This window comes from Myroides marinus (assembly GCF_900109075.1).
In the GTDB taxonomy this organism is placed as follows: Bacteria; Bacteroidota; Bacteroidia; order Flavobacteriales; family Flavobacteriaceae; genus Flavobacterium; species Flavobacterium marinum_A.
This window is the reverse complement of record NZ_FNYS01000001.1, coordinates 159,057-174,526: the sequence shown is the minus strand read 5'-3', so window position 1 is coordinate 174,526 and position 15,470 is coordinate 159,057. Positions and strand designations below refer to the sequence as shown.

General features: G+C 33.0%; 7 protein-coding genes. All 7 read left to right on the top strand.

Features of this window, described 5'->3' with window-relative positions; genetic code table 11:
* Positions 1-33: 33 nt before the first annotated feature.
* The 7 genes from BMX53_RS00795 to BMX53_RS00765 all read left to right on the top strand — a co-directional run bounded on the left by BMX53_RS00795 (position 34) and on the right by BMX53_RS00765 (position 15,313).
* Complete coding sequence (locus tag BMX53_RS00795) at positions 34-3,189, top strand: SusC/RagA family TonB-linked outer membrane protein (RefSeq protein ID WP_074744135.1); 3,156 nt, start codon at positions 34-36, stop codon at positions 3,187-3,189.
* 15 nt (positions 3,190-3,204) lie between these two features.
* The gene (locus BMX53_RS00790) at positions 3,205-4,719 is read left to right on the top strand and encodes a RagB/SusD family nutrient uptake outer membrane protein (protein WP_074744133.1); all 1,515 of its coding nucleotides are present in this window, start codon (positions 3,205-3,207) and stop codon (positions 4,717-4,719) included.
* A 79-nt stretch (positions 4,720-4,798) separates the two neighbouring features.
* Positions 4,799-5,599 carry a hypothetical protein gene (locus BMX53_RS00785; RefSeq protein ID WP_074744131.1) on the top strand — a complete coding sequence of 267 codons (801 nt, stop codon included), beginning with the start codon at positions 4,799-4,801 and terminating at the stop codon, positions 5,597-5,599.
* A gap of 259 nt (positions 5,600-5,858) precedes the next feature.
* The gene (locus BMX53_RS00780) at positions 5,859-8,906 is read left to right on the top strand and encodes a SusC/RagA family TonB-linked outer membrane protein (RefSeq protein WP_074744129.1); all 3,048 of its coding nucleotides are present in this window, start codon (positions 5,859-5,861) and stop codon (positions 8,904-8,906) included.
* A 5-nt stretch (positions 8,907-8,911) separates the two neighbouring features.
* The gene (locus BMX53_RS00775; protein ID WP_074744127.1) at positions 8,912-10,402 is read left to right on the top strand and encodes a RagB/SusD family nutrient uptake outer membrane protein; all 1,491 of its coding nucleotides are present in this window, start codon (positions 8,912-8,914) and stop codon (positions 10,400-10,402) included.
* Positions 10,403-10,588: 186 nt separating this feature from the next.
* A complete protein-coding gene (locus tag BMX53_RS00770) occupies positions 10,589-13,792 on the top strand; it encodes a SusC/RagA family TonB-linked outer membrane protein (protein ID WP_074744125.1) in 3,204 nt (1,067 codons plus the stop codon).
* Positions 13,793-13,807: 15 nt separating this feature from the next.
* Positions 13,808-15,313, top strand: coding sequence for a RagB/SusD family nutrient uptake outer membrane protein (locus tag BMX53_RS00765; RefSeq protein ID WP_074744123.1), 1,506 nt, complete (start codon positions 13,808-13,810; stop codon positions 15,311-15,313).
* The last annotated feature ends 157 nt before the right edge of the window (positions 15,314-15,470 follow it).

The window sequence follows — 15,470 nt, the reverse complement described above, 5'->3', positions numbered from 1 at the left end:
TTAGATTTGTGAACTAACTAATTCAATTTAATAATGATTTCTAAGTTAAGATGGACTTTAGCTCTGGCAGCAGGGCTAGCTGTGCAAACTTCTTTTGCACAACAAAAGACTCTATCTGGAGTAGTATCTGAGGGAGGTCTTCCATTACCAGGGGTAACTGTGGTAATCAAAGGAACTCAAGAAGGAACTCAAACAGATTTAGACGGAAAGTATTCTTTAAAAGTAAAACCTGGTGATGTATTAGTATACTCATTCATCGGGATGAATGATAAAGAGTACAAAGTGTCTACAGCAAACAACTATAACGTTTCTTTAGAATCAGAAGATTCTATGTTAGAAGAGGTAGTAGTAACTGCATATGGTACTCAAAGTAAAACTTCTATTGCTGGTTCTGTAGCAGTAGTTGATAGCAAACAAATTAGAGATGTAACTACGTCTGATGTAACTCAAGGTTTAGTAGGTAAGGTTGCTGGGGTTCAGATTATGAATAACAGTGGTTCACCTGGTGATAACGCAACTATCCGTTTTAGAGGGGTAGGGTCTATCTCTGCTAGTTCTGAGCCGTTGCTAGTAGTGGATGGTGTACCATTTAATGGAACATTAAATTCTATTAATAATGCTGATATTGAGACTATCTCTTTCTTAAAAGATGCGTCTGCTGCAGCTTTATATGGAAATAGAGGGGCTAATGGTGTTATCATTATTACTACTAAACGTGGACAATCAGGAAAAACTAATGTTTCTTTTGATACTAAAGTAGGTATTGCTAGTTCTAAATTCCAAGATTACGATAAAATGACTAGTCCTTCTAAGTACTATGAGTCTTACTATGGTGCTTTAAGAAATAGTTATATGTCTAATGGTAAAAGTTTTGCAGATGCTTCACAATTAGCTTCTAAAGGGTTAATTAGAGAGTATTCTGATAAATTAGGATCAGGTTTAGGATATAATATTTATAATGTACCAGATAATCAATTAATTGATCCAGCAACTGGAAAAATGAACCCAAATGCACAATTAATGTATCATGAATTATATGATGATTATTTATTTAGAGATGGGTTATTTACTCAAAATAATTTAAGTATTTCAGGTGGTACTGATAATACTACATTCTTAATGTCTTTAGGGCATGAGAAGAATGAAGGTATCGTAGCTAATAATGATTACCAAAAAATTACTGGACGTTTAAGTATTGATTCTCGTATTAATAAAACTTTCAAAGTAGGAGGTAGTGTAAACTATGCTCACATTGAAAGAGAAAATCCAATGGGAGGAGATTATATCAGAGGTAATAATACTGCTTATGCTAACCCTTTCTTCTGGTCATCTAGAATCGCACCTATCTATCCAGTACACGCTTATGATGCTAGTGGAAATATCATGAGAGATGATAATGGAAGTGTAATGTATGATGATGGATCAGGAAGTGTTAGCCCTAACTTAAGACCTTTTGGACAAAATGCTAACCCATATGCTTCTGGTACTTATGACTACAGAAAGACAGTTGGTGATCAATTGTTTACTTCAGCATATTTAGATATGAGATTAGCAGAAGGATTAACATTTAAATATGTTATATCTGCTGATATGAATAGTGATATATTACGTTACACTATGAATCCAGTTTATGGTTCAGGTACTGGTGTTAATGGACGTGCTAATCAACAAGATAATAAGATGTATGCTGTGACTAACCAACAGTTATTAAACTATAACAAATGGTTTGGACAACATTCAGTTGATTTTTTAGTAGGTCACGAGACAATGGATAGAAAGAAAGATAACTTATATGTACAACGTACTAATATGTTATTCCCAGATAGTCCTTATATTGATCATGCTGCTGTTATTAATAGTGCAAATGGTGGAAACGAAACTTATTCTTTAGAAGGGTATTTCGCTAAACTTAACTATGGGTATAATAATAAATACTTCGTTAATGCAAGTATTAGACGTGATGCTTCTTCTTACTTCCACCCAGATAATAAATGGGGAACTTTCTTTGGAGTTGGTGGAGCTTGGGTTATCTCTTCTGAAAACTTCATGAAGAATATCACATGGATTGATCAATTAAAAATAAAATCTAGTTACGGTGAGCAAGGGAATGATAACTTGTTAGTTATGAATCCTTTCCAAAATCAGTATTCTATTACTCCTAGTTTTGATCCAGATGCACCAATTAAGATTGTTGGAGAATCAAAAGGAAATAAAGATATTACTTGGGAGGTTAATAAAAACTTTAACGTAGGTTTTGAAGGATCATTCTTAAATGGTAGAATCGCTGTTGATGCTGAGTACTTTGTTAGAAAAGTGGACGATATGTTATTCTTCGTTCCTCAACCAGTAGTAACTGGATTCAAGACAATGCCTTATAATGCTGGTAATATGAAAAATACTGGTTTTGAGGTTAGTTTAACAGGTGATATCGTTAGAACTAATGACTTAAAAGTTAGCTTAAATGTTAACGGTACTCATTATAAGAACGAAATTACTAAGCTTCCAAATGGACAAAAGAGTATCATCTCTGGTCAATTTATTCGTGAAGAAGGAGGATCAATTTATGAGTACTACTTAAAAGAGTATGTTGGTGTTAACCAAGAGAATGGTAACGCTCAGTTCATCAAAATTAATGAAAAAACTGGTGAGCGTACTATTACTGAAAACTGGAATGATGCTTCTTACCAAAGAATTGATAAATCTCCACTTCCAAAATTATATGGAGGATTTGGTTTAAATGTTGAGTATAAAGGATTTGATTTATCTGCAAACTTTGCTTACCAATTCGGTGGCTATGGTTATGATACAAAATATACTAACTTCTTTGCTTTAAAAGCAGGTCAGAATTTACATAATGACTTTGATAAAACATGGAATCCTGTTACTAAACAAGGATCTATGCCTCGTGTAGATGTTGATGATAAATCTAATGCATATAGTGGTTCGACTATGGCGTTAATCAAATCTGATTACTTAAGCTTACAGAACGTTACTGTAGGATATACATTTAATAAAGATGTTGTAAGTAGTATAGGATTAAGCAGATTACGTTTATATGCAACAGTTGATAATGCAGCTTTATGGTCAAAACGTCAAGGTTATGATCCAAGATTAAACTTAACAGGTTTATCTGGAACAGGATATCCTTTATATACAACATTTGCATTCGGAGCTAATATCCAATTTTAATTCTAGAAGTTTATTATGAAAAAAATTATATATTCTACTTTCGTTCTAGGATCTATTGTTTTAGGTTCTTGTTCGAAAGATTTTACAGAGAATGATTTGAATTCAAATTTCTCTGATAATCAAATGGCCGCGTTAGCTAAGTTCCCAGAATCTGCAATGGTTTTGAATAATGGACTTGAAAGTGGTGGTTTAAACCTTATGTTTAAGAGTGGAGTTGCGGAAGTAGGTTCACATGAGGATTTTGGACAGAAAGCTGTTGATATTATTGTAGATGCTATGAGTAATGATGTTGCTTATGCTAATATTAACTGGTTTTCATACCATTATACTTACCAAGATCGTTTAGAAAGCTATAATACAGCTACGGTTTATAATTATTATAATAAGTTAGCTCACAGTGCTAATCAGGTTATTCAATCTGTGTTACGTACAGACTCTAAGTATGAGTCAAATGCTATTTATGGTCGTGCATTAGCACTTAGAGCATTTGCTAACTTAAACCTAATCCGTTTATATGAATATAATGGAGATGGAATTAGTATTGAGAGTATTGATGAAAAAGGTGAGCAAGGACCTAAAGGAGAATTTATTTATAAACTAAATAGAGTTCCTGCTAGTGAAGTTAAGAAATTTATAGAGAATGACTTAGTTAGAGCTTATACTATTCTAGAAGGATATAGTCGCCCAAATGCGAACTATATTAATCAATCTGTTGTAGCAGGTATCTTATCTAGATATTATTTATACACTGAAGAATTTGCTAAAGCGAAAGACTATGCTAAGTTAGCTTTAGGTGGGAATATCGGTGCTGCTAGCTTTGATGTTGTTAATAGTGGAAACTTTAGTTCAATAGCTAATGCTGATTGGATGTGGGGTACTGCTATTGACGGAAGTAGTACTACTTTCTATGCATCATACTTTTCTCATATGGATTCATTTAACGTAGGATATGGACGTGTTGGTAACACAACTAAATCTATTGATAAACGTTTATATGATGAAATGAATGGTACTGATAAACGTAAAACTGAGTGGTTTGCTGATGGAAAACGTATTTATAGTAGCCCAAACTGGAAAGAAGATGCGGCATTACCATTATATGTTAATACGAAGTTCATTGATAAAACTAAGTTCTTAGGAGATTACTGTTATATGAGAAAGACAGAAATCTTATTTAATTATATGGAAGCTGCAATTAAGTTAGGTGAAGAAGGAGAAGCTAAAAAAGTTTTAGTTGATTATATGTCTACACGTGATAAAGGATATGATATCAATAAGAGATTAGCGTCTAAATCTTTATTCGAAGAGTTTAAGATACAAAAGAGAATTGAACTTTGGGGTGAAGGTTTTGGTTTAATAGATATGAAACGTTGGGGTACTTCATTAGTTAGAATCTATGAAGGAACTAACCACATAGCTAAAGGACAACTTAAAGATATTATAGCACCAAGTGCTAAATTTACTTTACAATTGCCAAAAGCTGAACGTGATGCAAATCCATTGTTATCACCACAGAATCCAATTGAATAATAAAGAAAAAGGTTGTTGTAAAAACAACCTTTTTTTTATCCATATATTTATTATTTTGCAACCATTAAAATTAAAATAAATGAAACAGTTTAAAATATTTTCAGTGTTAGCTTTTATTGGTGTTACTCTTGTTTCTTGTAACAGTAGTGAGAATGATCCATATAAGCCGGAACCTAGTAAAGGTGATTATGTGAAAGTAGAAAGTATGGAAGTCATCCTAGATTTAGAGAAAGAGTATTTAGTGAAAAAATTATATTCTATTAGTTATAATAGTATATTAAAGCCTAAAGTAATAAAAGAGTATAGTGATATTGATATTACTGCTATACCAAGTATAGCACCTTTAAGTTATGAGTTTAGTTATTTAAAAGAGGAAGAGCTAAATTCTATAGTGATTAAAAAGGATGGAGAGTTAGAACTAGATAAATTGATTGCAAATTATCAAGGTGGTAAGTTGACTACTTTAGAAGGGAAAGATGCTAGTAAGAATATCAAGTATGAGTTCTTAAATGCAAATACTATTAAAGCTACTCAATTAGGTAAGACTTATACTTATGAATACAATAATCGTGGTAATTTGAGTTCTGTATCTGATGAATCAGGAAAGTTATTTGCGTATGAGTATGGAGTGGGATACAATCCTTTTGTGCATAGTGAGTATAATTTATTGTTTGATTATGTACCAGGAGGAGATCTTGTACGTTTTGTTTTGAGTTCTAAGAATGAGGTTAAGTCTGCGGTTAATGAAAAAACAGGAGAAGTATTTAAATTCACATATAAGTTAGATGAATTTGGGTATCCTATTAGAATGGAAGTTGAAGGTAAATCGTCTAAGGTGTTAGTAAAGTTTACAAATGCTATTATGCGTAGACCATCTTAGTTACAAATTAAATAAATCACAAAAAAAGCCCTGGAGTTTACTCCAGGGCTTTTTTTGTGATTTATTTTTATCTTAATTTTTGGATTTTATATATTTTTTTTGTTGATTTTATTTGTTTTATGTTAAAATTGATTATTATTATATTTTTTTTAAATAAAAATATGTTTAATGTTTTTATTTGATTTTTTATTTTGTTAATTTTATTATAATATAATTCAAATATTTTGTTAGATTTGTTTCAATTACTAATTGAATTATTATGAAATTAAACTACAAATGGATTGTAGCTGCAGGTATAATGCTTCTATCGCAGAATATCTCAGCACAACAGAAAGCCCTGAAAGGGGTAGTTACAGAAGGAGGGGTACCACTTCCAGGAGTAACTGTTGCTATTCAAGGTTCAAATGAAGGTACACAAACAAACTTGGACGGTAGCTATTCTTTAAATGTTAAACCTGGAGATGTTCTAGTGTTTAGTTTTATTGGGATGAAAGATGTTACTTATAAAGTAGGTGATGCAATGGTTTATAACCCATCTTTATCTGTTGAAGGTAGTCAACTTGGAGAAGTTGTTGTATTGGCATATGGACAAAGTAAGGCTAGGAATGAGATTACTGGAAATGTTGTAACTGTACAAGGTGATGTTATTGGAAAGACTCCTACTGTTTCTGTTGATCAAGCTTTACAAGGACGTGTAGCGGGATTGCAAATGGCAACAACTTCAGGTTCGCCTGGAGCTACCCAGAATATCCGTATTCGTGGACGCAATTCGCTATCTGCTAACAATGAGCCTTTATTTGTAGTAGACGGAATACCTTTAACAAGTGGAAATATATCGGGAAATGATGTGGGGACTTCCCTATCTTCTATTTCTGGAATAAATTCAGAAGACATCGAAACAATGACTGTATTGAAAGATGCTGCTGCAACTGCTGCATATGGAGCAAGAGGTGGTAATGGAGTTATCGTTATTACAACTAAGAAAGGTAAAAGAGGTGAGCCAAGTTATAGTTTAAAAACCTCTATAGGATTCCAAAATTTTGCTAGAAAAGGTCCTAAATTCTTAACTGGTGAACAGAAGAAAGAGTTGTGGTTAGAAGCGAATTTTAACGATTATGGAGCTGAAGATGGTTTTACAATGGATAATGCTTGGGAATGGTATATAGGACCTAAAGGATATGGGCCGAATAATATTCTTTCTAAATGGGTTGCTAATGGGTCTCAAAATTATGACTGGAGAAATGCAGTATTGAATAAAGATGCTATTACATCTACGGTTTCTCTTGGTGTAAATGGAGGAGATGAAAAAGGGACGTATTATGCTAATTTTGCTCATGAAAAATTTGATGGCGTTGTTATTGGTACTGATTTCAGGAAAGTTAGTGGAGCATTTAATATGACCAGAAAGCTAAATGATAGATTGGATGTCAAAATAGGAGCAAACGTATCTAATATTCTTCAAAATGGTATTAATGAGGCTGGAGCATATTTCTCTAATCCTAATTTATCCGGAATGTTTATTTCTCCTTGGGCACCTATATATAATGAAGATGGATCATATAATTTAGATATTCCTGCTAACTTGCACAACCCACTTCATGTGACTGCTAATAATATTTCAAGAAATGATGTTATACGAGTGATGTCAAGTAATACTTTAGGATATAAAGTTCTTGATAATTTACGATTTGAGTCAACTATCGGATTGGATTATTTATTAGCAAATTACAAAGTGTATCGAAATCCAGATCATGGTGATGGTGAAGCATATGGGGGTAATGCTAGTGAGACTGATCGTAAAAGATTTAATTATGTATGGCAAAACAGTTTGAATTATAAGTTTTATATAGGGGATGACCATAAGTTTGATACAAGAGTATTAATGGAGTATCAAAAGAATAAAGCTAATAATTTAATGGGCTCTGGAGAAGTATTGCCTCCGGGAATGATTAGTGTAGGAGCATCTGCTGCAAACTATCAAGCAAGTGCGGGGTATACAGATTGGGCTAACTTAGGATTCTTAGGATTATTGAATTATAATTACAATGATAGATATTTAGTTGATTTAACTTTGCGTAGAGAAGGGTCTTCTCGTTTTTCTGAAAATAAAAGATGGGGAACGTTCTTTGCTGTAGGTGGTGCTTGGAATATTAGTTCTGAGGCATTTATGGAAGATGTGAAATTTATTAACTTATTGCGTTTAAGAGGATCTGTAGGAACAACAGGTAACTCAGAGATTGCATCAAATACTTATGCTCAACTTTTAAGTCCAGGTAGCTATAATCAAGAATCAGCTATGATATCAACTCAATTTGGTGGATTGTTAGGTTGGGAGAAGCAAACAAAAACAGATATTGGTATTGAGTTTGGTATGTTTGACAACCGTTTAACAGGGTCGTTCACTTATTTTATTAGTAAGAGTAAGGATTTATTATATGCAAGACCATTATCACGTACTTCAGGATTCTCATCTCAATGGACGAATTTAGGAGATTTAAAGAATAGTGGTATTGAGATTGAATTAAACTATGATGTAATTCGTTCAGAAGATTTTAATTGGTCTATAGGCGGAAATTTAGGAACAGTTAAAAACGAAATGGTAACTATGCCTATCGTTGATGGGAAACCATTAGAAGTATTAGGAAGCTTTAAAGGAACTGCAGAAGGGAAAATATTAGAAGAGTGGAGATTAAAGGAGTATGCAGGAGTTGATCCTCAAACAGGGTTAGCACAGTGGTATATGGCTGATGGTACTAAAACATCAAATTATAACGCAGCAGAAACAAGATATTTAAATAAGAGTGCACTACCTAAGTTGACAGGGGGTATTACTACGCATATAGATTATAAAGGATTTTATTTAGATGCTTTATTTAGTTTTGCAGCAGGATATAGTGTTTATGATTATTGGTCATCTTATACAAACTCTATTAATAATAGATCATTGTATAATTATAATGGTACAACCGAATTATTAGAAAGGTGGCAAAAACCAGGTGACATTACAGATGTACCAATGGTCTCTACTGGTGGAGGAGCAACTTATACTTCCCCAAGTACAAGATGGTTATATGACGGGGATCATATCCGTTTGAAACAGATTACTTTAGGTTATAATTTGAGACCTAAAGTTGCGAAATCATTAGGATTAGATGCAGTTAATTTATCCGTTTCCGCACGTAATCCATTAACATGGGTAAAGGATAGTAGATTGAAATGGGATCCAGAGGTAGATGCGACAGGGTATATTGAAATGGCGACACCTCCATTGAAATCATTTGTGTTTACGTTAAACGTTAAATTTTAAGTAGAATGAAAAATATAGTTAAAGTCTTTTTACTTGCTGGATTCGTAGGATTAGCAAGTACAAGTTTTACAGCATGCTCATTAGATTCTGTTGATTCTAATACAAAAGATAATGAAAAATCACCGATTAGCTCTGAAAAAGAGTTGAAGTCAAGTTTAAATGGATCTTATGCACGTATGGCAGCTGAAACATATTATGGTCGAGATATTATAGCATTTTCAGAAAGTAGATCATCATATATGTATTCAACTGATGGAAGTGGACGGTTTGGGTCTATTTCAGGATTTACAATTCTTCCAACACACGCTTATTCAGCTGATACATGGGAACAAATTTATAAAGTGATTTCGAATACTAATCGTGTTATAGAAGCAAATATTGAAGAGAGTGGTGCTGTTAAGTATTACAAAGGTCAAGCATATGTTTTGAGAGCTATTGCTCATTATGATTTGGTTAGACTTTATGGAGAACAGTATGTAGGAGGATTTGGGTTAAATGCCTTAGGAGTGCCATATAAAACTTCTTTTTTAGATATTGATGAAAAAGTATCTCGTCCAACTGTAAGAGAAAATCAAAAATCAATTTTAGCTGATTTGGAGAAGGGTATTAAAATGATGACTGAGGCCGAGGCAGTTATAGGACGTGGAGAGAATATCCGTTTAACAGTAGCTAGTGCTAATGGCTTTAAATCAAGGATTGCTCTGTTTTTTAGTAAATATGATACTAGTATGCTAGATGTGGTTGTTGAGAGTTCTTTGAAAGCGATAACATCAACTGGAACTACAGTAATCGCTAGGGGATCATTTGTAGATGCTTATAAAGGTGATGGAATTATGAGTAATTCTCTTTTTGAATTAGCACAGTCAGGTGTAGATAATTTAGGTGTAAATAGTTTGTTTAATATTTACAATGTTAAACCTGGTTATGGTGATCTTGTTTGTATGAATGATGCTATAGTATCGTTGTTTCCAGAATTTGAAGGAGATAAAAAGGTTGATGATGTTCGTCTTTATATTATTGGTAAAGGTGTAGATAGTGCTCTTCGTAATTTGGGTAAATATACAGTTCGTACTTCTAATGTTCGTGTAATGCGTATCGAGGAAATTATGTTTAATTACGTTGAAGCTACTTTAAAAGGAGCTTCAAATGGTGATAACGGTCAAGCTTTGAATTACTTGAATAATATTGTATCTCAACGTGTTACTTTACAGGCACCAAAAGATGCGAATGGAGTACAACCTTCAGCGTTGCCTAAGATCTATGATGTATTAACATTTGAGGATTATAAAAAGGAAAGAATTAGAGAATTAATGTTTGAAGGGTTTGCTTATGAAGATATTATGCGTTGGGGAGGAGAGGTTGTAAATCCTAAAAGTAAAGTAAATAGGCTTTTAACTAATGGGAAGGTTGTTTTTGGAGATAAATATGCCGCATTTCCAATACCTCAAGTAGAGATTAATGTTAGTAAAATAGAACAGAATCAAGCATATAAGTAATTTAAATATGTTAATGTAAAAAGGGAAAGCCTCAAAGCTTTCCCTTTTTTTTTGTTTAAAACTAAGCCTAACTGGAACTATATGATTATTTGAATACTATCATCAATACTATAGAGTTCTTTGTTTATGTTAATTTAATGTTAAGTGATCTAGGTAGATTTGTTATACTAACTAATCAATGTTTTTATGAAGAAATCTAAACTTAATTGGTTTTATGCTAGTCTACTATTACTTTCAGTAAGTGTGGGATATGCACAAAACAAGACACTTACTGGGTTGGTAAGTGAAGGCGGTGCGCCTCTCCCAGGAGTTACTGTTTCCATAAAAGGTAGCAGTGAGGGAACTCAAACAGATCTAGATGGTAAGTATTCCCTTAAAGTAAAACAAGGAGATGTTCTTGTTTTTAGTTTTATTGGGATGCATGAAGTTACTTATAAAGTTGGTGTAGCTAATATACATAACGTTGAATTATCTGATGACGAACAGATTTTGGATGAAGTTATTGTTGTTGGATATGGAACGACAACTAAAGAGTCGTTTTCGGGATCTGCTTCTCAGATTAGTTCCCAACAAATTGAAAAGAAAAGTGTGTCTAATGCTTTAGTGGCTCTTTCAGGAGAGGCAGCAGGTGTTAGAATTATTAATGCAACTGGTCAACCAGGTGCTGATCCAACAATTCGTGTTCGTGGTTATGGTTCTATTAATGGTAATAGAGATCCTTTGATAATATTAGATGGAATTCCATACAGTTCAAGTCTTTCATCTATAAATCCTGCAGATATTGGTTCAATGACAGTTCTGAAAGATGCTACGGCAACTGCAATCTATGGATCAAGAGGAGCAAATGGTGTTGTTATTATTAATACCAAATCAGGTAAAGGTGTTAAGTCTTATATTGAAGTAGATGCGAAGACAGGTGTTAATTGGAGAGCTTTGCCTCAGTATGATGTGGTGACATCGCCAGAAACTTATATAGAGTACTCTTATGAGGCTTTAAAGAATTATGGGAAGATTAGAGGAAAGATGACTGATGCACAAGCTACTGCGTGGGCAAATAGCAATTTGTTTAAAGATCAATATGGTATAGATTCTAAATATAATATGTGGAATGTTGCTAATGGTGGTGATTTAATTGATCCATTAACTGGTAGAGTTAGACCAAATGTAACAAGAAGATATACTCCGGAGAATTGGAAAGACTATGCTTTTAAGTCATCTAAACGTGTTGAAGCTAATGTAAATATGGGGGGAGGAACAGATAAAACGTCTTATTTTACTTCTCTTGGTTACCTGAAAGATGAAGGTTATTCTATTAAATCAGATTTCGAACGTTTAACAGCTCGTTTAAATCTACAGCATAAGCCTAAGGATTGGTTAGATGCAAAGATGAATATTGGTTATTCTCATACACAAAGTAATAATAGCGGGCAAAGTAATGATTCAGGTAGTTTATTCTGGTTCACTGAGAATATCCCATCTATATATCCTTTGTTTTTAAGAGATGCAAAAGGAAACTTTATTACTGATATTTATGGTGGTAAAGAGTATGATTATGGTAGAGGTCGTGGTTTTAGTTCTTTGACTAATGCAATAGCTGATGCTACTTATGGTAAAAATCAAGGTACACGTGATGAAATAAATGCTAGTGCTGCTTTTAATTTTTCATTATATGATGGATTAACTTTCGAAACAACTATAGGAGGGCAGTATTATAATAATACTCGTAATATTTTGAATAGTAGATTTTATGGATCTATGGCTTCATCAAATGGGTCTATTTCAAAAACTAAAAGTGAGGTTTTTACTTATAACTGGCTGAAGTTATTACGTTATAAAAAAGCGTTTGGTGCTCATGGATTGGAAGTTTTGGCAGCTCATGAAAATAGTTCATACGAGTTTCGTATAAACTCTATGGGTAAAACTAACCTTGCTGATCCAGATAGTCTTGAGTTGAATAATGGATCTAATACTTTACCTAGTAGCGGATATGTGGAAGGCTATAATTTAGAGAGTTATTTTGGACAATTAAATTATGATTTTTCGAATAAATATTTCTTAACTGCTTCTGTAAGACGTGATGGGTCTTCAAGATTTAAAGAGGAAAAATGGGGGACGTTTACATCTGTTGGTGTGGCATGGGTAATGTCTCGTGAGAATTTTATGCAGAACCAAACATTATTTTCAAACTTAAAATTAAAAGGAAGTTATGGAACCATAGGTGATCAAAGCGTAGGAAGTTATTATGCAGGTGATAATTTATGGAATGTATCTACTTACGGTGGACAGCTGGCAATATTTGAAGGAACAGTTGGTAATGAAGCGTTGACTTGGGAGAAAGCTAAGATGTTTCAAGTTGGAGCTGAATTTAGCTTAAAACAATTCTTAGACGTTAGTATAGATTACTACGTTAAGAATACTGATGATTTAATTTTTCAGAGGGGAATTGGGCCTTCTGTAGGATATGAATCGATGACCGTTAATGATGGTAAACTTCGTAATCAAGGTATTGAATTTAATGTGGTGGGGCATTTGTTAAAAACTAAGGATGCCTATATAGATATATCTTTAAATGGAGAATATTTAAAGAATGAATTAGTAAGAATGCCAAAGGATCCATCTACAGGGAAAGAAAAAATATTAGATGTTAATGGATTGTATGGTAGGTCTTCAGGACATTCTTTAGCCGATTTCTATATAAGAGAATGGGCTGGTGTTAATTCAGAAACTGGACAGGCTCAATGGTATACTTATACTTATGTAGATAATAATGGAAGAAAGCAACATGTAGAGTCTTTAACTGATTTCTTAGCTAAGAATCCTGATAAACAAGGACAGTTAACTAGAGAGGTTACAACAGAGTATGCTAAAGGAACTTTACAGTATGTTGGTAAATCTGCTATTCCAAAACTAAGAGGAGGTATTAATTTAAATGCTGGCTATAAAGGATGGGAATTAGGTGTACAGTTAATCTATAGTCTAGGTGGATATGCTTATGATGGTGCATACTCTTCATTAATGGGGAATGGTAAAATAGGAAGTAATAACTGGCATAATGATATAGCTGGACGTTGGCAAAAGCCAGGTGATATTACTGATGTGCCACGTTTGTCAAGTAATGCTGATACTAATGTGAATAGTGTATCTACTAGATTTTTAACTAAGAGCGATTTCTTAAGTGTAAATAATATTAGATTAGGTTATAGGTTGCCTGCTAAATATGTAAAACAATTAGGGTTAAGCGAATTAAGTTTTTATGTTTCTGGAGATAATTTATTCTTGTTTACAAAAAGAAAAGGATTTAACCCTACTGCTTCAGAGTTTGGACAATCATCAACATATCAATATTCTCCACTATCAACTGTTACAGGAGGAGTTAAAATTAAGTTTTAATAAAAAAATAATCATATGAAAAAAGGATTAATTATAGCAGCAGGAATTGGATTATTGTTTAGTGCTTGTTCTAAAGATTATTTGGAATTGAGTCCTACTAGTTCTCTGTCAAAATCGAATATAGATAAAATCTCTAAGTATTCTCCGCATTTAGGTGAGGCTACATTAAATGGGTTGTATGCCTATAATGTTAAGGCTGGATCTGGAGGGACAACGGGTCATGATGATTTCGGTCAAAAGGGATATGATATTTATACAGACATGTTAACCGGAGATATGAATGCTAATCAGTTAAAATATGGTTGGTATGGAAATATAAATAATTTTAATGGTACCTCTAACTTTACTTCTACTGAAAACTATAAAGGTTGGCGTTTTTATTATTATATGATACGTGGTACTAATAATATTATTTCAGGTTTTAGTAATCCAAGTACTCTTACAACTGCACAGAAAAAAGTATTAGCTGAAGCAAAATCTTTTCGCGCATATATGTATTACAACCTTGTGACAATGTATACTTTAGGATATGAAGCAAATCAGAAGATACTACCTATTTATACAGCTCCTGTAGCACATAATACTCCAGCTAAGAAAACTCAAGAAGTTTTTGAATTGATGATTAAAGATTTGACAGAATCTTTAAAATTGTATGAAGAGATTGGTAATGTAAATAGAGGGGGAAATATTAATTATTTTGTAACAAAAGGGTTCTTGTCATATGTATATGCGGCTAAAGGTACAAATGATGCTTTAGTAGAAGCAGCGAAATTGACGGAATCAATAATTAATGAAGGAGGATATCAGTTAGCATCGAAAGATGTATTATTAGGAGGCTTTAACAAAACGATGAGAAATCCAAACTGGATGTGGAGTGCTCAACTAACAATGGAAAATAGATTAAATTTAATTTCTTGGTATGGACAGATGGATGTGTTTACTTATGGATATCCTTCGTCAGGTGATACCAAGGGATTATCTAAAGAGTTATATGATAAAATACCTACTAACGATATTAGAAAGAAACAGTTTGTAGTTGGTATTGTAACAGATGATACAGGAGCAAAGTATGATTTTGGAAGTTATGCTATTATCCCTGTAAATAAATTTTATCCTGCTTCAGGTAAAGTTGTGGATGGTGTACGTTTTGTTGAATCGGATTATGTCTTTATGCGTATTGAAGAAATGTATTTGTTAAATGCTGAAGTTAATGCTCGTTCAGGTAATGAAGCTGCTGCTAAAAGTACACTAATGAAGTTAATGGAAATACGTAGACCTGATGTCTCATATATAAATGGTTTAAGTGGTAAAGGGTTGTTAGATGAGATTGTTCTTCAAACCAGAATTGAATTATGGGGAGAAGGAAAAGCATATGCAGCTATTAAAAGGAATAAAGGAACTTATGAGTATGGTTCTAATCACTTAAGCTACCCTGGTTCTACTTTTCCGTTTGATGATCCTCGTTTAACATTTAAGGTACCGCAAAGTGAATTGTTAAATAATACTGTTTATTATGAATAGTTATAAAAGATGATCTCAAAACTATGTTTAGAAATAGACCACTATTAGATTTAATAGTGGTCTATTTTTTTTGTCTTAATTGTTAAATTAGTGATGTTGTGTATGCTCTTTTTTAATTATTAATTGAATTTATATTATTGTTTGGCTTTTATTTATG